This window comes from Micromonospora sp. ATCC 39149 (genome assembly GCF_000158815.1).
Lineage (GTDB): Bacteria > Actinomycetota > Actinomycetes > Mycobacteriales > Micromonosporaceae > Micromonospora.
In genome coordinates, this window is the sequence record NZ_GG657738.1 from 4,284,786 (window position 1) to 4,301,998 (window position 17,213).

A 17,213-nucleotide genomic window follows, 5' to 3' on the forward strand; every position below is an offset into this window, starting at 1 on the left:
GTGCCCCACCCAAGGGTTACGTAGGGGTAACGGGCACTCAACAGTCGTGCACGATTGTCGGCCGGTGGGTGGGCGCGGGCGTACGCTCCCGTCCGTAACGTGGGACGCCGGCGGCCACAAAGCAGGCCGGCTCAAGGGCTGCCACCGCGCAGAGCGGTGTGCAATGGGAAGGAGACGTCTTGCGCTCTGTGCGTGGGATGCGGATCGCCTCCGCCTTCGTGGCGGGTGGGCTCGTGCTGGGCGCCGCCGCGTGTGGTGAGGCCCCCAAGGACGACAACGGCGCCGGCGACACCGGCGCCAAGAAATACAGCGCCTGCATGGTGACCGACGTCGGCGGCATCGACGACAAGTCGTTCAACACCTCCGCCTGGAAGGGCCTGGAGGAGGCCAAGAAGGCCAACGACAAGATCGACATCAAGTACGTCGCGTCGAAGGCCGAGGCGGACTACGAGGTCAACCTGACCCAGTACGTCAACCAGAAGTGCGACTTCATCCTGGCCGTCGGTGGCCTGATGGGCGACGCGACCTCGAAGATCGCGAAGGCGAACCCCAACCAGCAGTTCGGGATCGTCGACTCGAAGCTGCCGGAGACGAACGTCTTCCCGATGCAGTTCGACACCGCGCAGGCCGCGTTCCAGGCCGGCTACCTGGCCGCCGGGATGACCAAGAGCGGCAAGGTCGGCACCTACGGCGGCCTGCCGATTCCGCCCGTGACGATCTTCATGGACGGCTTCGCCGACGGCGTGGCGTACTACAACAAGACCAAGAGCAAGAACGTCCAGGTCCTCGGCTGGGACAAGGCCACCCAGAAGGGCTCCTTCACCAACGACTTCGTCAAGCAGGACGAGGGCAAGAAGGTCTCCGACACGCTGGTCGCCCAGGGCGCGGACATCATCATGCCGGTCGCCGGCGGCGCGGGCCTCGGCACCACCGCGGCGGCGCAGGCCTCCGGCGGCAAGTACTCGGTCATCTGGGTCGACGCCGACGGCTGCGAGAGCACCCCGAACTGCCCGGTGCTGCTGACCACCGTGGTCAAGAACATCACCGACGCCGTCAAGGAGGCCGTGGTCAAGGCCGCCGGCGGGGAGAAGCTCCAGGCCACCCCGGGCTTCGTGGGCACGCTGGCGAACAACGGCGTGTCGATCGCCCCGTACCACGAGTTCGAGAGCAAGGTCCCGGCGGACCTGAAGGCCGAGGTCGAGAAGATCAAGGCCGACATCGCCGCGGGCACCATCACGGTCACCTCGAAGGCCCAGCCGGCCAAGTGACCGTCCCGCCACCCCGTCGCGCTCCCGGCGGCGGGGCCGGCGGACCCCTGGCACGACGACCGGCCGCCTCGACGTACGCGGGGACACCACCCGCGTGGTCGGGGCGGCCGGTCCGCACCACCCGATGCCCGGTCAGGCCCGGTGACCGGCTCGGCAGCGGCTACGCTGCACCATCGCTCGCACTCGCAGGAGGTTGCGCTGAGACTCGAACTGCGCGGCATCACCAAGCGGTTCGGTGATCTGGTCGCCAACGACCACATCGACCTGACGGTGGAGCCTGGAGAGATCCATGCCCTGCTCGGCGAGAACGGTGCCGGCAAGTCGACCCTGATGAACGTGCTCTACGGGCTCTACCAGCCCGACGAGGGTGAGATCCTGGTCGACGGCGCACCGCTGCGGCTCAAGGGCCCGTCCGACGCCATCGCGGCCGGGATCGGCATGGTGCACCAGCACTTCATGCTCGTGCCGGTCTTCACCGTGGCCGAGAACGTCATGCTCGGCGCCGAGCAGGTCAAAGGCGGCATCGCCGGCCTCCTCGACCGGCGGCGGGCCCGGCGCGAGGTCGCCGAGGTCTCGCAGCGGTACAACCTGCGGGTCGACCCGGACGCGGTGGTCGAGGACCTGCCGGTCGGCATCCAGCAGCGGGTGGAGATCGTCAAGGCCCTCACCCGGGACGTCGACCTGTTGATCCTCGACGAGCCGACGGCCGTGCTCACCCCGCAGGAGACCGAGGAGCTGCTCACGGTCATGCGGTCGCTCAAGGCCGCCGGCAAGTCGATCGTCTTCATCACCCACAAGCTCGGCGAGGTCAAGGCCATCGCCGACCGGATCACCGTGATCCGGCGCGGTAGGACCGTCGGCACCGCCTCGCCGACCGCCAGCCGGGACGAGCTGGCGGCCCTGATGGTGGGCCGCAGCGTCCGGCTGACCGTGGACAAGCGGCCCGCCACCCCCGGCAAGCCGATCCTGGAGGTCGCCGGCCTGGTCGTCGACGACGACCGGCTGATCCGCGCGGTCGACGGGGTCGACCTGACCGTGCACGCGGGTGAGGTGCTCGGCGTGGCCGGCGTGCAGGGCAACGGCCAGACCGAGCTGATCGAGGCGATCATGGGGCTGCGGCCCGTTCTCGCCGGCACGGTCACCCTCGACGGCGAGCCGGTGCACGGCTGGTCGACGAAGAAGGTGCTGCGCGCCGGGGTGGGCTACGTCCCCGAGGACCGCAGCGTCGACGGCCTGGTCAAGGAGTTCAGCGTCGCCGAGAACCTGGTGCTGGACATCTACGACCGGCCGCCCTTCGGCCGGGGTCTGTCCCTGCAACCGGACGCCATCGCGTCCTCGGCGCGGGAGCGGATCGAGCAGTTCGACGTCCGTACCCCCTCGGCTGACGCGCCGGTCGGCACCCTCTCCGGCGGCAACCAGCAGAAGGTGATCGTGGCGCGGGAACTGTCCCGGCCGCTGAAGCTCTTCATCGCCGCCCAGCCGACCCGCGGCGTCGACGTCGGCTCCATCGAGTTCATCCACTCCCGGGTCATCCGGGAACGGGACGTGGGCACCGCCGTCCTGGTCGTCTCCAGCGAGCTGGACGAGGTGATCGGCCTGGCCGACCGGATCGCGGTCATGTACCGCGGCCGGGTCATCGGCATCGTCGGCCCGGACACCCCCCGCGAGACGATCGGCCTGCTGATGGCCGGCATCACCCCCGACGCGGCCCCCGCTGCCGAGCCGGCGACCGACGCGGTGTCCCCGGCTCCCGACGTGGCGACGCCGCCGGCACCCCACGCGGCGACCCCGGCCCCCGAGGGCCCCGGTAGCGAGGACGAGGCATGACCAACCCCAACCCGGCGTCGGGCTCGCCCGACAAGGAGCCGGCGACCGAGGCGCAGGCCGCCCAGGTGGCGGCCGGCGGCGTCGACCGCGCCGCGACGGCGACCACGCCGAAACCGGCACCGGAACCGGAGCGGCCCGCCCTGGGCCGGCTGTTCCTGGACAACCTGTGGGCGGCCAACACGGTGACCGTCACGGTGCTCGCCGTGCTGCTGGCGATGCTCGTCGGCGCCGTGCTGATCATCGTCTCGGACCCGGACGTGCTGGCCACCTACGGCTACATCACCGCCCGCCCGTCCGACGCGCTGAACGCGAGCTGGACGGTGGTCAGCGAGGCGTACGCGAACCTGTTCAAGGGCGCGATCTTCGACCCGGAGGCGTCCGGCTTCACCGCCGCGCTCAGCCCGATCTCGGAGACGCTGACGTACACCGCGCCGTTGGTGTTCACCGGCCTGTCGGTGGCGCTCGCCTTCCGCGGCGGGCTGTTCAACATCGGCGCGCAGGGCCAGGCCACGATCGGCGTCATCCTCGCCGCGCTGGCCGGCTTCCTGCTGCCGCTGCCCCCGGTGCTGCACCTGCTCGTCGCGGTGATCGCCGGCGCGGCCGGCGGCGCGCTCTGGGGGTTCATCCCGGGCATCCTCAAGGCGCGCACCGGCGCCCACGAGGTGATCAACACGATCATGCTCAACTACGTCGCGCTGTACTTCCTGTCCTGGATCATCATCCAGAGCGGCGTGCAGAACCCGAACCGGGCCGACGCCATCAGCCGGCCCGTCGACCCCTCGGCCCAGCTACCCCGGCTGCTCGGCGACAACCTGCGGGTGCACGCCGGCATCCTGCTGGCCGTCCTGGCCACCTGGTTCGTCGCCTGGCTGCTCAACCGCTCCACGTTCGGCTTCGAGCTGCGCGCGGTGGGGGCCAACCCGAACGCGGCCCGCACCGCCGGCATCAGCGTCCCCCGCACGTACGTGCTGATGATGGCCATCGCCGGCCTGCTCGCCGGCCTCGGCGGCAGCCAGATGGTGCTCGGTTCGACGGCGGACGCGCTCACCCCGCAGGTGATCGCGCAGATCGGGTTCGACGGCATCCTGGTGGCCCTGCTGGGCCGGGTGAAGCCGTGGGGCGTGCTGCTGGCCGCGCTGCTGTTCGGCGCGCTCCAGGCCGGCGGCAACCGGATGCAGGGGTACGCGGGCATCTCGCTGGAGCTGGTCACCGTGCTCCAGGCGCTGATCGTCATCTTCATCGCCGCGCCGGCCCTGGTGAAGGCGATCTTCCAGCTCCGGGCCGCCCGCGCCGCCCGGTTGCAGACGAGCCTGGCGAAGGGCTGGTAAGGCATGTCAACCATGGCTGTCCCGGACGTGGCGGTGGCCCAGGTCGACGAGGGCTTCTGGACCCGTACCCGCAAGATCGGCGCCGTGCTGCTGGCGCTCGGGGTCGTCGCCACGGTGGCCTTCGGGGCCCTCGCCACCGACCGGCAGGCCCGCTTCACCCTCAGCGAGACGGAGGGCGGCGCGGCACTGGAGATCAACGGCACGATCGGCGCGATCCTGTTCGGCGTCGTCGCCGCCGCGGCCGGCGTGGCGCTGTTGGCCGGGGTGCGCAAGCGCTGGCTCACCACGCTGCTCGGGGTCGGGATCGTCGCCTTCGTGCTGTCGTTCCTGTGCTGGCAGGTCTCGGCCGCCCCCGAGGGGCGCAACTTCATGCCGATGGTCAACATGGTGCGCGGCACGTTCATCCTGGCCCTGCCGCTGATCTTCGGGGCCCTCGCCGGGGTCCTCTGCGAGCGGTCCGGCGTGGTCAACGTCGCCATCGAGGGCCAGTTGCTGATGGGCGCGTTCAGCGGCGCGCTGTTCGGCAGCCTCTCCGGCAGCGTGTGGGTGGGCCTGGTCGCCGCCGCGCTCGGCGGCGCGATCATCTCGCTCCTGCTCGCCGTGTTCGCCATCCGCTACCTGGTCGACCAGGTCGTCATGGGCATCGTGCTGAACCTGCTGGCCGTCGGCGTCACCGGCTTCCTCTACGAGCGGCTGATGCAGACCGACGCGCAGACGTACAACTCCGCGCCCCGGTTCAGCACCTGGGAGATACCGCTGCTCTCCGACATCCCGGTGCTCGGGCCGGCGCTGTTCCGCAGCAATCTCTTCCTCTACGTCGGCCTGCTGCTGGTGCTGGTCATCCACATCGGGCTGTTCCGTACCCGGTGGGGCCTGCGCACGCGGGCCGTCGGCGAGCACCCGACCGCCGCCGACACCCTCGGCGTGAAGGTGCTGCGGCTGCGCTACCGCAACGTCCTGCTCGCCGGGGTGGTGGCCGGGATCGGCGGTGCGTCGTACACGCTCGCGCTCTACTCGTTCACCAAGAACATGATCGGCGGCAAGGGCTTCATCGCCCTGGCCGCGCTGATCTTCGGCCGGTGGAGCCCGACGGGCGCGCTGCTCGCGGCGCTCTTCTTCGGCTTCGCCGACCAGCTCGGCACCTACCTCGGCGCGATCGGCAGCGGCATCCCGAGCCAGTTCCTGGCGATGCTGCCGTACCTGGCGACCATCCTGGCCGTGGCCGGGCTCGTCGGCCGGGTCCGCGCTCCGGCCGCCGACGGCAAGCCGTACATCAAGGGTTGACCCCGAAACCCCGTCCGGCGGCACCCCTTGGTGGGGCCCGACCGGCGTGAATTGGGCAGAATGGTGGGATGACCGAGATCGACTGGGAGCGCCTGCGGGCCGCCGCCACCGAGGTGATGCGGCACGCGTACGTGCCGTACTCGAAGTTCCCCGTCGGGGCCGCCGCCCTCGTCGACGACGGCCGGATCGTGGTCGGCTGCAACGTGGAGAACGCCGCGTACGGGGTGGTGCTCTGCGCCGAGTGCGGGGTGGTCTCCTCGCTGCACGCCACCGGCGGTGGCCGGATCGTCGCCCTGTCCTGCGTCGACGCCACCGGCGAGCCGCTGATGCCGTGTGGCCGGTGTCGGCAACTGCTCTGGGAGCAGGGCGGCCCGACCTGCCTGATCGAGGCCAAGGGCGGCCCGCTGACCATGGCCGAGCTGCTGCCGCACGCGTTCGACGTGGCCGACCTGGAGGCGGTGACCGGCGAGCGGCCGGTGCCCGTGGTGCCGGACCGGCTGGCCGCCTGGCGGGGGCGGGGCACCGTCTTCGTGCACGCGGACCTGTCGGCCGGGCGGCAGGTGTGGACGGCGTACTGGGAACGGTCGGCCGGGGACACGGAGGGCGCCGAGACCGGCGTGCTGGAGGAGGGCCCGAGCTGGGACGAGGCGGCCGAGGCGGTCGCCTGGGGGCTCGCCCGGACCCCGCGCGTGGTGGTGGTGGACGCGACCGGCACCATCTTCTGGGCCGGCGAGGGGGAGCCGCCGCAGGAGGTCCCGGTCCGCTGGTCCGCCCCTTGAGCTGCGGCGGTTCGCGCACCGGCGATCGCGACGACTGATGGGAACTCAACGGTGAGTGCTTTCACGGCGGTGGACGTCATCCGCGCCAAGCGGGACGGCGGGGTGCTGGGCGACGCCCAGATCGACTGGGTCGTCGACGCGTACACGAAGGGTCTGGTGGCCGACGAGCAGATGTCGGCGCTGGCCATGGCGATCCTGCTGCGCGGGATGACCGCGCCGGAGATCGCCCGGTGGACCGCCGCGATGATCGCCAGCGGCGAGCGGCTGGACCTCTCCGCCGTCGACCGGCCGACCGTCGACAAGCACTCCACCGGTGGCGTCGGTGACAAGATCACCCTCCCGCTCACCCCGCTGGTCGCGGCCTGCGGCGGCGCGGTGCCCCAGCTGTCCGGGCGCGGGCTCGGCCACACCGGCGGCACGCTGGACAAGCTGGAGTCGATCCCGGGCTGGCGGGCCACGCTGACCAACGACGAGTTCATCCGCCAGCTCCGCGAGGTGGGCGCGGTGATCTGCGCGGCGGGCGAGGGCCTCGCGCCGGCAGACCGCAAGCTGTACGCGCTGCGCGACGTCACCGGCACCGTCGAGGCGATCCCCCTGATCGCCAGCTCGATCATGAGCAAGAAGATCGCCGAGGGCACCGGCGCGCTGGTGCTCGACGTGAAGGTCGGCTCCGGGGCGTTCATGAAGTCCATCGACGACGCCCGCGAGCTGGCCCGCACGATGGTCGAGCTGGGCGGCGCGCACGGCGTGAGGACGGTCGCCCTGCTCACCGACATGTCCACCCCGCTCGGGCTGGCCGTCGGCAACGCCGTCGAGGTCACCGAGTCGGTCGAGGTGCTGGCCGGCGGCGGGCCCGCCGACGTGGTGGAGCTGACCCTGGCCCTGGCCCGGGAGATGCTCGACGCGGCGGGGCTGCCCGACGCCGACCCGGAGGCGGCACTGCGTGACGGCCGCGCGATGGACGTCTGGCGGGCGATGATCCGCGCCCAGGGCGGCGACCCGGACGCGCCCATGCCACCGGCACCCGAGGTGGAGGTGGTCCGCGCCGACTCCGACGGCTTCGTGGCGTCGGTCGACGCGTACGCGATCGGGGTGGCCGCCTGGCGGCTCGGCGCGGGCCGCGCCCGCAAGGAGGACGCGGTGAGCGTCCCGTCCGGGGTGCTGCTTCGCAAGCGCCCCGGCGACTCCGTACGCGCCGGCGAGCCGCTGTACGAGCTGCGCGCCGAGCACGCCGCCCGGATCCCGGCGGCGCTGGCCGAGGCGGTCCGGGCGGTACGGATCTCGCCGACCGCCCCGACCCCGCAGCCGCTGGTCATCGAGCGGATCGGCTGAACCGCCCCCGCCCCCGCCCGCCGTGGTGCCGCTCGTCGTGAACCGCTATCCTCCCAGGCCAAGGGGGACGACCGGCACTGAGCCGATGCGACTGACAGGGATCTGAGCCGTGCGCGTTTCCGCTCCCGACCCGCGAGAGGTCCGTGACGCCAGCCTGGACGAGCTGTCCCGGCTGGGGCTGCCGCTGCCACCGAGCCAGTTTCCCCTGGTGTGGGAGCCGGGCGACGAGATCGAGCTGCGGCCGACCGTCGAGATCGAGGCGCGCATCGCCGTGCTGCACGTGATCCTGGCCCGGTGTTTCGGCATGCCGGCGCAGGCGGCGATGAGCTGGCTGCTCAACTCCCACCTGGTCGACCTGGTCACCCCGCCGGAGTGGCAGTTCGTGATGGGCGGCCGGGGCGACCACCGGTCGTTCGTGCTGCACCACGACGCGCTGTTCTCGCTGGCCTGGGTGCTCGGCCTGGCCAAGCAGCTCGACCCGACGCTGCCGGTCGACGAGCGGCTGGTGGAGCGGCTGCCGCACATCGCGGGCGGGGAGAGCTTCCAGCAGTGGCGCTCCCGCATCCTGGCCGCGCCCCAGCACCCGGCCGACGCGGCGGCCCTGCTCGACCTGCACTACTGCCTCGACTGGGCGTACCTGGAGCTGGAGCGCGACGGGCGGTCGCCGCCCGGCCTGGTCGACGCCAACGCGATCGGGCAGCGCCGGTGGGCGCTGGAGTGGGCGGTGGTCCTGCGAGGGCCCTACCACGAGGAGCCGCCGGGCTGGGAAGAGGTCGACCTTTCCACCTGAGCGGCGGGCCGCGCCCCGGTCAGCGGGGGCGGTACACGCCGAGCCGTACCGCGAGGGTCACCCGGACCGGCTCGGGTAGCGCGGCGATCCGGGCGGCGAGGGTGGCCGGGTCGGTGTGCCAGGCGCTGGGTCCCATCCCGACCAGGGTGGCCACCTGCCGGCCGGTGAGTTCCAGCCGGGCCCGCAGCACGCTCTCGGCGGTCTGCTCGAAGTGGCCGGCCAGGCTCCCGGCGACCCGGTCCGCCTTGTCGGGGTCGACCTTCAGCAGGTCGAGCGAGTCGACCAGTTCGGCGAGGTGGTCCTCGGCGGGGGTGACCACGAGCAGCGCGCCGGCCGGGTGGAGCACCCGGCGGAACTCCGCGCCGTTGCGCGGGGCGAAGACGTCGAGCAGCACGGCGACGCTGGCGTCGGCCAGCGGAAGCCGCCGCCAGGTGTCGGCGAGCGCCGCCGCCGCGCGCGGGTGGGCCCGCGCTGCCCGGCGCAGCGCCGGCTTGGAGACGTCCAGGGCCAGGCCCACGGCGTCGGGCAGCGCCGCCAGCACCGCGGCGAGGTGCCGGCCCGTGCCCGCCCCGGCGTCCACCACCAGCGGGTACGTCCCGACGGCCGGCTGTCCGGCGGACGCGTCATGTCCAGCGGACGCATCCCGCCCGGCTTGGGCATCCTGCCCGTCTTTGCCGGCCGACGCGTCCGCTCCGGGGGCCTCCGGCGGGTGGCTCAGCGCGGCGAGCGCGGCGGCGGCGAGCGCGGCCGAGAGCGTGTCGTAGTGCCCGGCGGCGAGGAAGTCGGCGCGGGCGGCCACCATCTCGGCGGTGTCGCCCACGTGCGGGGCCCGGCCGGCGAGCAGGTCGACGTACCCCTGGCGGGCCACGTCGAAGCTGTGCCGGCGCGGGCAGCGCAGCGCCCGGGTGGTCCCGGCGGCGGCCTCGGTGAGCGGTTCCGCGCAGACCGGGCAACGCAGCCGGTCGACGATGCGGGGGTCCATCACCTGGACATCCTCCCAGCCGGTCGCGTCGGCGACCCGGCCGGTCGCTACTAGGGTCTGGGCATGGTCGCAATCTCATACGAGGACATCGTCAAGGTCCCCAAGGCGCTGCTGCACGACCACCTCGACGGCGGCCTGCGGCCGGCGACGATCGTCGAGCTGGCCGCCGAGGTCGGCCACGAGCTGCCCACCACCGACCCGGAAGCGCTCGGCCGCTGGTTCGTCGCGGCGGCGAACTCCGGCTCGCTGGAGCGCTACCTGGAGACGTTCGCCCACACCGTGGCGGTCATGCAGACCGCGCCCGCACTGCGGCGGGTGGCCCAGGAGTGCGCGCTGGACCTGGCCGCCGACGGGGTCGTCTACGCCGAGGTGCGGTTCGCCCCCGAGCAGCACCTGGAGCGGGACCTGACCCTGGACGAGGTGGTCGAGGCGGTCGTCGCCGGGTTCGCCGAGGGCGCGGCGCTCGCCGCCGACGCCGGCCATCCGATCCGGGTCGGCACCCTGCTCACCGCCATGCGGCACGCCGCCCGGTCGCAGGAGATCGCCGAACTGGCGGTGCGGCACCGCGACGCCGGCGTGGTGGGCTTCGACATCGCCGGGGCGGAGGCGGGATTCCCGCCCACCCGGCACCTGGACGCCTTCGAGTACCTGCAGCGGGAGAACTTCCACTTCACCATTCACGCCGGCGAGGCGTTCGGGCTGCCGTCGATCTGGCAGGCCATCCAGTGGTGCGGCGCGGACCGCCTCGGCCACGGGGTGCGCATCGTGGACGACATCACCCCCGGCGACCCGCCCGTGCTGGGCCGGCTGGCCGCGTACGTGCGGGACAAGCGGATCCCGCTGGAGCTGTGCCCGTCGTCGAACGTGCAGACCGGCGCGGCGGCGTCGATCGCCGAGCACAAAAAAAAGGCTTCTGCGCGATCTGCGGTTCCGGGTGACGGTGAACACCGACAACCGGCTGATGAGCGGCACCTCGATGTCCCGGGAGATGGCGCTGCTGGCGGAGGCCTTCGGCTACGGCTGGAAGGAGCTCCAATGGTTCACCATCAACGCGATGAAGAGCGCGTTCATCCCGTTCGACGAGCGGCTGGCCATCATCGACGAGGTGATCAAGCCGGCGTACGGGAAGCTGCTGGGCTGATCAGGGGTGGTGCGGGTGGCCGGCGAGCAGGTCGGCCACCCGGCGCAGCACCTCGCGGGCCGGGGCCGGGTGAGCGCCGAGCCCCGCCTGGCGGCGCAGCACCGCCGGCTCCGCGCGCAGCAGGGCCAGGCCGCGCCGCAGCAGCATCCCGGGAGCCTTGCGCTGCTCGGCCAGGTCGCGGGCGAGCCGCCGGAAAAAGGTGGTGCCGCGCGGCCGGCGCAGCGCGTACGCCCCGGCGAGCAGCCCTCGCCGTCGGCATTCCTCGACGATCTCGGCGGCGAAAATCCCTTCGGCGACGAAAAGTGGCGATCCGGCGACCTCGAATGTCCGGGTGGCCACCCGCCGGTCCGCGCCGATCGCATAAACCGGCACTTCGGCCTTGCCGTCCCGCGCCAGCCGGGCAATCGTTTCCACGGCCGCCCCGGCGTCCCACGACTGGGGTGAGTCCCAGTCCACAAGACCGTTTTGGCGCGGTAACGTAGGGTCATCACCATCCTTGTAGAAGTCGTCCAGACAAAGAACAGGAAGCCCGGTTTGTTGGGCTATGTACGACTTTCCGGAGCCCGAAGGGCCGGCGAGCAGGACGAGGCGGTGGGGGTGATCCATTACTGTCAGTCACTCCGGCTGGACGGATTGCGAGCAAATTGCATCAACATCTCATCACACCTCCGGCGACGGCCAGCCTGGGCTTTCTCTTTGGAACACGGCGTGATGGAATCTCGGAGGTCCGACCCGCCGGGTCGGTCGCTGAGCGTTGCCCGGGGCAACGCGCGAACGCTGTGATCGCGAGGGCGGTGACGTGAGCAAACGACCGAAGACGGCGGGTTCCTTCCTGTCGCGACTGCGTCGGCCGGTCGGCCGGCTCCGCGACATGCCGATCTGGTCCAAGCTCGGTCTCATCATGATCGTGCCGACCATCGCCACGGTCGTCGTCGGCACCAGTGGCCTCGTCGACAACCTGGAAACGCTGAACAACGCCAACCGCTCCGGCGACCTGGCCAATCTGGTGGGCTACTCGGGCGACCTGGTCAACAGCCTCCAGGACGAACGCACCTCCGCGGTGTTGCTGCTCGGGGCGAGCGGCGACCAGGCCAAGGCGCAGTACCAGGAGGCGTACAACCGGGTCAACATCCGGGTCGACCAGGACAAGGTGCCGTACCTGCAACAGCGGGGGGAGGTCGACGGCCTGCCGAGCAGCCTGGAGGGCCTCCTCGACGGGATCGACCAGAACCTGAAGGACCTCCCCGGCACCCGCAGCCAGGTCTTCAACGGCAAGTTGAAGATCATCGACGCCATGCAGGCGTACGAGGGCCTGATCAACGACCTGCTGTCCATCCGCGACTCCGCCACCCACCTCGCCGGTGACAACGACCTGAGCGACCGGATGCGGGCCGCGGCAGCCGTCGCCCGGGAGAAGGAATACCTCTCGGTCCGCCGGGTCGTGGTGCACCGGGCGCTGATCCAGCGCGAGTTGACCCCCATCCTGCGCACCGACTACATCGCCAGCGGCACCGGCCAGCAGCAGGCACTGCAAAGCTTCAAGGCGGTGGCCAGCCTGGACGAGTCGGACCTGCACGACCAGACCGTCGCCGGCGGCGACCGGCGCGAGGCGCAGAACTACACCGGCTGGCTCGACGGCAACACCAACGGCAGCATGGCCAACGCGCCGTTCGGGCCGGATCAGTGGGACGCGGCCATGGTCGCCAGCGCCAAACTGATCCGTACGGTCGAGGCGAAGCTCGACGGCAACGTGGTCAAGCAGGCCGACGCGCTCCGCTCCGACGTACAGCGCACGGTGTTCCTCCAGACCGGCCTGCTGCTCGGCATGCTGCTGCTGGCCATCCTGTTCGCGTACCTGGTCGCCCGGTCGATGGCCCGCTCGCTGCGCGACCTGCGCCAGGGTGCGCTCAGCATCGCCCAGTACGGTTTGCCCCAGGCCGTTGCCCGGCTGCGCGATCCGCAGTTTTCCAGCCAGCTCTCCCCGGTGCAGGCGGCCAACCAGATCGCCGAGCCGCTGCCGGTGCGCAGCAAGGACGAGTTCGGCCAGGTGACCGAGGCGTTCAACGCGGTCCACCTGGAGGCCGTACGGACGGCGGCGGAGCAGGCCGCGCTGCGCGCCTCCGTCGCGACCATGTTCGTCAACCTGGCCCGCCGTTCGCAGATCCTGGTCGACCGGCTGATCGGCCACCTCGACCGGCTGGAGCGCGGCGAGGAGGACCCGGACCGGCTGGCCGAGCTGTTCCAGCTCGACCACCTGGCCACCCGGATGCGCCGCAACGACGAGAACCTGCTGGTGCTCGCCGGGGCCGACTCCACCCGCGTGCAGCGCGAGCCGGCGGCACTGATCGACGTGCTGCGGGCCGCCCAGTCCGAGGTCGAGCACTACACCCGGATCGAGTTCGGGGTGATCGACCGTGACATCGAGGTCGCCGCGCACGCGGTCAACGACCTGGTCCACCTGGTCGCCGAGCTGTTCGACAACGCGACCGCCTTCTCGCCGCCCGACTCGCAGGTGATGGTGGAGGCCCGCCGGGTCGGCGACCGGGCCAACCTCTACGTCGAGGACCGGGGCATCGGCATCAGCGCCGAGCAGCTACACGACCTCAACGACCGCCTCGCCTCGCCGCCGCAGGTGGACGTGGCCGTCTCCCGGATGATGGGCCTGGTTGTGGTCGCCCGGTTGGCGTCCCGGCACGGGGTCAAGGTCGAGCTGCGGCCCGGCACCGACCGGGGGACCGTCGCCGACGTCACCCTGCCCACCACCGTGCTGGTGCCCCGGGCGCTCTCCGGCCGGTTCCAGCAGCCCGGCGCGCTGCCGGCCCCTCCCGCCTCGCTCACCAGCTCGCAGCCCGGCGGGGCCCCCCGGCCCTGGGTGCCTTCGCGGCCTTCGGCAACAACCCGGCGACACCGGCGCCCACCCAGCGGCCGGGGCACTCGGGCAACCAGGTAACCCTGGGCGGCCGGTCGTTCGACCCGGCCTCGCGCAACGGCCACGGCACGCCCGCGTCGACCGGTTCCATGCGGTCGATGCCGGCCTGGTCGGACCTGACCGGGGCCAGTGGCACCGCTGGCGGTGCCGCCGCCGGCCGCACCTCGAATGGCCAGTCGAGCGACCCGCTGCCGCAGCGGCGGGCGTCCGGCGACGGCGATCCGGCCAGCAGCGGCCAGCAGCCGGCCATCCCCCGACAGCTGCCGAGCAGCCCGGAGGCCCGGGGCTGGACCCCGCCACCGGTCTCGGTGCCGCCGGTGTCCGCACCGCCGGTTTCCGTCTTTCCCGGTCTCGGGTCAGCCCGTCTCGGCCGCCCCGGTGTCCGGTCAGCCGTTCGGCACGCCCGTCTCCGGTCAGCCGTTCGGCACGCCCGTGTCCGGTCAGCCGTACTCGGCGCAGCCGCTGCCCAGTCGGCCGGTCCCGTCGGCCCAGGCGCCCGTGGCGCCGCCGGCCTGGCCGCCGGTGGCCGCGCCGGAGCCGGTCACCCCGCCGGTGCCGGAGCGCCTCGCCGCAGCCCTGGACATGACCACGGAGCTGCCCCGGGTGCCGAGCACCGAGGTGCCGAGCACGCCGGCCACCCAGCCGACGACCCCGCCCACGCCGGCGCGGTCGACGCCCGTGCAGGCCCAGAACCGGCAGCAGCGGTACGCGGACGAGACGATGGAGCTGCCGATCTTCCGGGAGCTCGAGTCGGCCTGGTTCCGTACCCGCCGCTCGGGTTCGGAGGAGACGGCCGGCGTCGCCCAGCGCGCGACCAATGGCGCCGGGAGCCCGGCGAACGCCGCCGTGACCCAACAGTTCTCCGCGGTCGACGTCACCGGCCGGCCCGTCCAGACACCAGCACCCGGGACGACAGGTAACGCACCGATGGCAGACACCCCGATGGCCGGAGGAATGCCGCGCGACAACGGGTCGCCGACCAACGGTGGCACCCGCCCCGGTCCCGCCGAGGGCTTCGCCGGCCGGCGGCCCACGCCGCAGGCCCACGCCTGGCAGACTGCCGCGGACGACGGCTGGCGGGCCGCCTCGGCGGCCACCGAGGTCCCGGTGGCGGAGACCACCCGCAAGGGCCTGCCGAAGCGGGTGCCGATGGCCCAACTCGTGCCTGGCGGGGTGGAGAAGCCCACCACGTCGGTCCAGCGCCGTACGCCGGAGGGCGTCCGCGGTCTGCTCTCGGCATACCATCGAGGCGTGCAGCGTGGGCGTACCGAGCCCGACGGCAACCCGACCAACCCGGAGGCAGCTCCGGGTGGGCAGCAATCCTCGCAGTCTGGCTCAGGCCCGGTGGCCGGGAGCGGGCAGAAGGAGCAACAAGGATGACAACTACGCAGGATCTCGGTTGGCTGCTGGCCAACTTCGCCGACCGGGTGCCCGGTGTCGCGCACGCGGTCGCCGTCTCCGCGGACGGTCTGCTCCTGGCGTCGTCACGAGACCTTCCGCGTGACCGGGCCGACCAGCTCGCCGCGATCGCGTCCGGGCTGGTCAGCCTCACGCAGGGAGCGGCACGCTGCTTCGAGGGCGGTGCGGTGCTGCAGACCGTGGTCGAGATGGACAACGGCTTCCTGTTCCTGATGTCCATCTCGGACGGCTCGTCCTTCGCCGTGCTCGCCGCCCGTAGCTGCGACGTCGGGCAGGTCGGATACGAGATGGCCCTCCTGGTCGACCGGGTGGGCGACGCGTTGACCCCGCAGCCGCGTACGACTGTGGGGATGATGGGCTGACCCACGCGCTGGCCGATGGGTCGGGCGGGGTGGCAAGGACAAGAACGACGGGTTCCACCGGGTTCAGCCGGTGTCGGGGACGAAGGAGGTGAGCGGCGACATGGATCGTGACGAGCCGACTGGCGCGTTGGTCCGTCCGTACGCCGTCACCCGCGGTCGTACCCGCCCTCGGCTGGACATCGCGTTGGAGGCGCTCGTCGAGACGACGGTGCGCGGTCGGGCCGCTGCCAGTAGCAACGGTGGCCAGGGCCGAGAGCACCAGTACATCGCCGCGCTGTGCGACGGACGCGTGCAGTCGCTTGCCGAGATCGCGGCGCGGATGCAGCTCCCGCTCGGCGTGGCTAGGGTGCTCATCGCCGACATGGCGACGGACGGCCTGGTCGCAGTCCACGAGCCGACCATCCTGGACGACTCCGACGACGCGGTGGGCACTGAACTGCTGGAGAGGGTGCTGAGTGGACTTCGCAGGCTCTGACATGTCGCACCGCCCGCCTGTCCCGAGCGGGCGCGTGACGTCGGCGAAGATCGTTATCGCCGGTGGGTTCGGCGTCGGCAAGACGACGCTGGTCGGCTCGGTCTCGGAGATCACGCCGCTGACCACCGAGGCGATCATGACCTCCGCCGGCGTGGGCGTCGACGACACCCGGCAGGTGCCGGGCAAGACGACGACCACGGTGGCGATGGACTTCGGCCGTATCTCGATCGACCGGGACCTGATCCTGTACCTGTTCGGCACCCCCGGCCAGACCCGGTTCTGGTTCATGTGGGACGAGCTGGTCCGGGGCGCCATCGGCGCGGTGGTCCTGGTCGACACCCGGCGGCTGGCCGACTGCTTCGCGGCCATCGACTTCTTCGAGCATCGGCGGCTGCCGTACCTGGTGGCCATCAACTGCTTCGACGGGATGCAGTACCACGACCCGCAGGACGTCCGGGACGCGCTCGCGATCTCGCACGACGTGCCGGTGGTGGCCTGCGACGCCCGGAACCGGGAGTCGACGAAGCACGTGCTGATCTCGCTGGTCGAGTACGTGCTCACGATGCGCCGCTCGCGCGCGGTCGCGCCGGCCTGATCGACGACGGGACGCGCCCGACGACCGGCACCCGCCGGGCCGTCGGGCGCGTCCGGCTGTTTGGGGACCGGCTGGAGGCGAACTCGACGCCACCGGCGGGCGGCCGGCGCTCGATTCCGTAGGGCTAGCCCATTCCGTAGGGCGGCTCAGGAGCGGCCCTGACAGCGCCTGTGCGCCCCGACCGCCTCGCAACCTTCCCGGGGGGACGGCCAGTAGCCGTCACCGTCCCTGCGGGACGTCAGGCGGCCGGCCAGGGTTGCTCTTCGGTGTGGTCCCACCGGTCGGTCGGGTGGGCGTCGGGTTGCTACGGCCGTACGCCAGCACGGCGGGCGCGGCCGGGGCGGCGGTGCCCGCCACCCCGGCGCGATGGTCAGGAGCGGTAGCCGGCGGACCGGTACTCGTACTCCCGGTCGTCGTCTCGGTCGCCGGTGTCCCGGGTGAAGTCCCAGCCGCCGGCCGCCTCGCGGCCCGGCCGGCCGCCGACGGCGAACCCGCCGATCTCCTGCCCGCGACGCCAGCCCCGGAAGTAGCCGGTCGTGTTCTCGGCGAGGCTGGCCGCGTCGCGGACTATCCGTAGGGGACGCTCCTCGCGCAGGGGGGAGCCCGGAACCAGGTTGGCCTGCGGCACCCGCTTGGGCAACCCGGCCTTGGTATCGGCGCCCACCGCCGGGCGGGCGGCCTGCTCGGCGGCCTGCCACCCGG

Annotated in this window: 12 protein-coding genes and 3 pseudogenes; 12 read left to right on the plus strand and 3 right to left on the minus strand. The window is 72.3% G+C overall.

The annotated features are described in order from the left end of the window. The first annotated feature begins 197 nt into the window (after nt 1-197). The 7 genes from MCAG_RS18535 to MCAG_RS18565 all read left to right on the plus strand — a co-directional run bounded on the left by MCAG_RS18535 (nt 198) and on the right by MCAG_RS18565 (nt 8,608). Nucleotides 198-1,268, plus strand: a complete 1,071-nt coding sequence (locus MCAG_RS18535) for a BMP family protein (protein WP_036374123.1) — start codon at nt 198-200, stop codon at nt 1,266-1,268. Between the two features lie 141 nt (nt 1,269-1,409). After that, nucleotides 1,410-3,095, plus strand: coding sequence for an ABC transporter ATP-binding protein (locus tag MCAG_RS18540; protein WP_007074513.1), 1,686 nt, complete (start codon nt 1,410-1,412; stop codon nt 3,093-3,095). After that, on the plus strand, nt 3,092-4,423 hold the full coding sequence (locus tag MCAG_RS18545) for an ABC transporter permease (RefSeq protein ID WP_007074514.1): 1,332 nt from the start codon (nt 3,092-3,094) through the stop codon (nt 4,421-4,423). Before MCAG_RS18540 ends, MCAG_RS18545 begins: the two co-directional genes overlap by 4 nt. Nucleotides 4,424-4,426: 3 nt before the next feature. After that, entirely contained in the window at nt 4,427-5,707 is a 1,281-nt protein-coding gene (locus tag MCAG_RS18550) for an ABC transporter permease (RefSeq protein ID WP_007074515.1), read from the plus strand. Nucleotides 5,708-5,775: 68 nt separating this feature from the next. Continuing rightward, nucleotides 5,776-6,486 carry a cytidine deaminase gene (locus tag MCAG_RS18555; RefSeq protein WP_007074516.1) on the plus strand — a complete coding sequence of 237 codons (711 nt, stop codon included), beginning with the start codon at nt 5,776-5,778 and terminating at the stop codon, nt 6,484-6,486. 51 nt (nt 6,487-6,537) lie between these two features. Then, nucleotides 6,538-7,818: a thymidine phosphorylase gene (locus tag MCAG_RS18560; protein ID WP_007074517.1), complete on the plus strand. Its 1,281-nt coding sequence runs from the start codon at nt 6,538-6,540 to the stop codon at nt 7,816-7,818. Nucleotides 7,819-7,927: 109 nt separating this feature from the next. Further along, nucleotides 7,928-8,608 carry a DUF4272 domain-containing protein gene (locus MCAG_RS18565; protein WP_007074518.1) on the plus strand — a complete coding sequence of 227 codons (681 nt, stop codon included), beginning with the start codon at nt 7,928-7,930 and terminating at the stop codon, nt 8,606-8,608. A gap of 19 nt (nt 8,609-8,627) precedes the next feature. Here the strand turns inward: MCAG_RS18565 and MCAG_RS18570 are convergent, their stop codons facing one another. After that, a complete protein-coding gene (locus tag MCAG_RS18570) occupies nt 8,628-9,590 on the minus strand; it encodes a putative RNA methyltransferase (protein ID WP_007074519.1) in 963 nt (320 codons plus the stop codon). A gap of 63 nt (nt 9,591-9,653) precedes the next feature. On the opposite strand from MCAG_RS18570, the pseudogene MCAG_RS18575 reads away from it, so the two are divergent. After that, nucleotides 9,654-10,731: pseudogene (locus MCAG_RS18575) on the plus strand (adenosine deaminase). Here MCAG_RS18575 and MCAG_RS18580 read toward each other — a convergent pair. After that, nucleotides 10,732-11,187 carry an ATP-binding protein gene (locus tag MCAG_RS18580; protein WP_232290216.1) on the minus strand — a complete coding sequence of 152 codons (456 nt, stop codon included), beginning with the start codon at nt 11,185-11,187 and terminating at the stop codon, nt 10,732-10,734. A gap of 343 nt (nt 11,188-11,530) precedes the next feature. On the opposite strand from MCAG_RS18580, the pseudogene MCAG_RS18585 reads away from it, so the two are divergent. The 4 genes and pseudogenes from MCAG_RS18585 to MCAG_RS18600 all read left to right on the plus strand — a co-directional run bounded on the left by MCAG_RS18585 (nt 11,531) and on the right by MCAG_RS18600 (nt 16,511). After that, nucleotides 11,531-15,040 (plus strand): annotated as a pseudogene (locus MCAG_RS18585) (nitrate- and nitrite sensing domain-containing protein). Continuing rightward, a complete protein-coding gene (locus tag MCAG_RS18590) occupies nt 15,037-15,441 on the plus strand; it encodes a roadblock/LC7 domain-containing protein (protein WP_007074524.1) in 405 nt (134 codons plus the stop codon). The pseudogene MCAG_RS18585 and the gene MCAG_RS18590 overlap by 4 nt, the downstream one beginning before the upstream one ends. 100 nt (nt 15,442-15,541) lie before the next feature. Beyond that, a complete protein-coding gene (locus tag MCAG_RS18595) occupies nt 15,542-15,916 on the plus strand; it encodes a DUF742 domain-containing protein (RefSeq protein WP_007074525.1) in 375 nt (124 codons plus the stop codon). A 1-nt stretch (nt 15,917) separates the two neighbouring features. Then, the gene (locus tag MCAG_RS18600; protein WP_007074526.1) at nt 15,918-16,511 is read left to right on the plus strand and encodes an ATP/GTP-binding protein; all 594 of its coding nucleotides are present in this window, start codon (nt 15,918-15,920) and stop codon (nt 16,509-16,511) included. A 370-nt stretch (nt 16,512-16,881) separates the two neighbouring features. On the opposite strand, the pseudogene MCAG_RS18605 reads toward MCAG_RS18600, so the two are convergent. Further along, a pseudogene (locus MCAG_RS18605) lies at nt 16,882-17,213 on the minus strand (transposase); the annotation flags it as partial.

Bases quoted from the DNA above. Each gene is read 5' to 3' on its own strand.
- MCAG_RS18570 (WP_007074519.1), bottom strand. From the start codon at position 9,590: ATGGACCCCCGCATCGTCGACCGGCTGCGTTGCCCGGTCTGCGCGGAA.
- MCAG_RS18590 (WP_007074524.1), top strand. From the start codon at position 15,037: ATGACAACTACGCAGGATCTCGGTTGGCTGCTGGCCAACTTCGCCGAC.
- MCAG_RS18545 (WP_007074514.1), top strand. From the start codon at position 3,092: ATGACCAACCCCAACCCGGCGTCGGGCTCGCCCGACAAGGAGCCGGCG.
- MCAG_RS18550 (WP_007074515.1), top strand. From the start codon at position 4,427: ATGTCAACCATGGCTGTCCCGGACGTGGCGGTGGCCCAGGTCGACGAG.
- MCAG_RS18555 (WP_007074516.1), top strand. From the start codon at position 5,776: ATGACCGAGATCGACTGGGAGCGCCTGCGGGCCGCCGCCACCGAGGTG.
- MCAG_RS18600 (WP_007074526.1), top strand. From the start codon at position 15,918: ATGTCGCACCGCCCGCCTGTCCCGAGCGGGCGCGTGACGTCGGCGAAG.
- MCAG_RS18595 (WP_007074525.1), top strand. From the start codon at position 15,542: ATGGATCGTGACGAGCCGACTGGCGCGTTGGTCCGTCCGTACGCCGTC.
- MCAG_RS18535 (WP_036374123.1), top strand. From the start codon at position 198: ATGCGGATCGCCTCCGCCTTCGTGGCGGGTGGGCTCGTGCTGGGCGCC.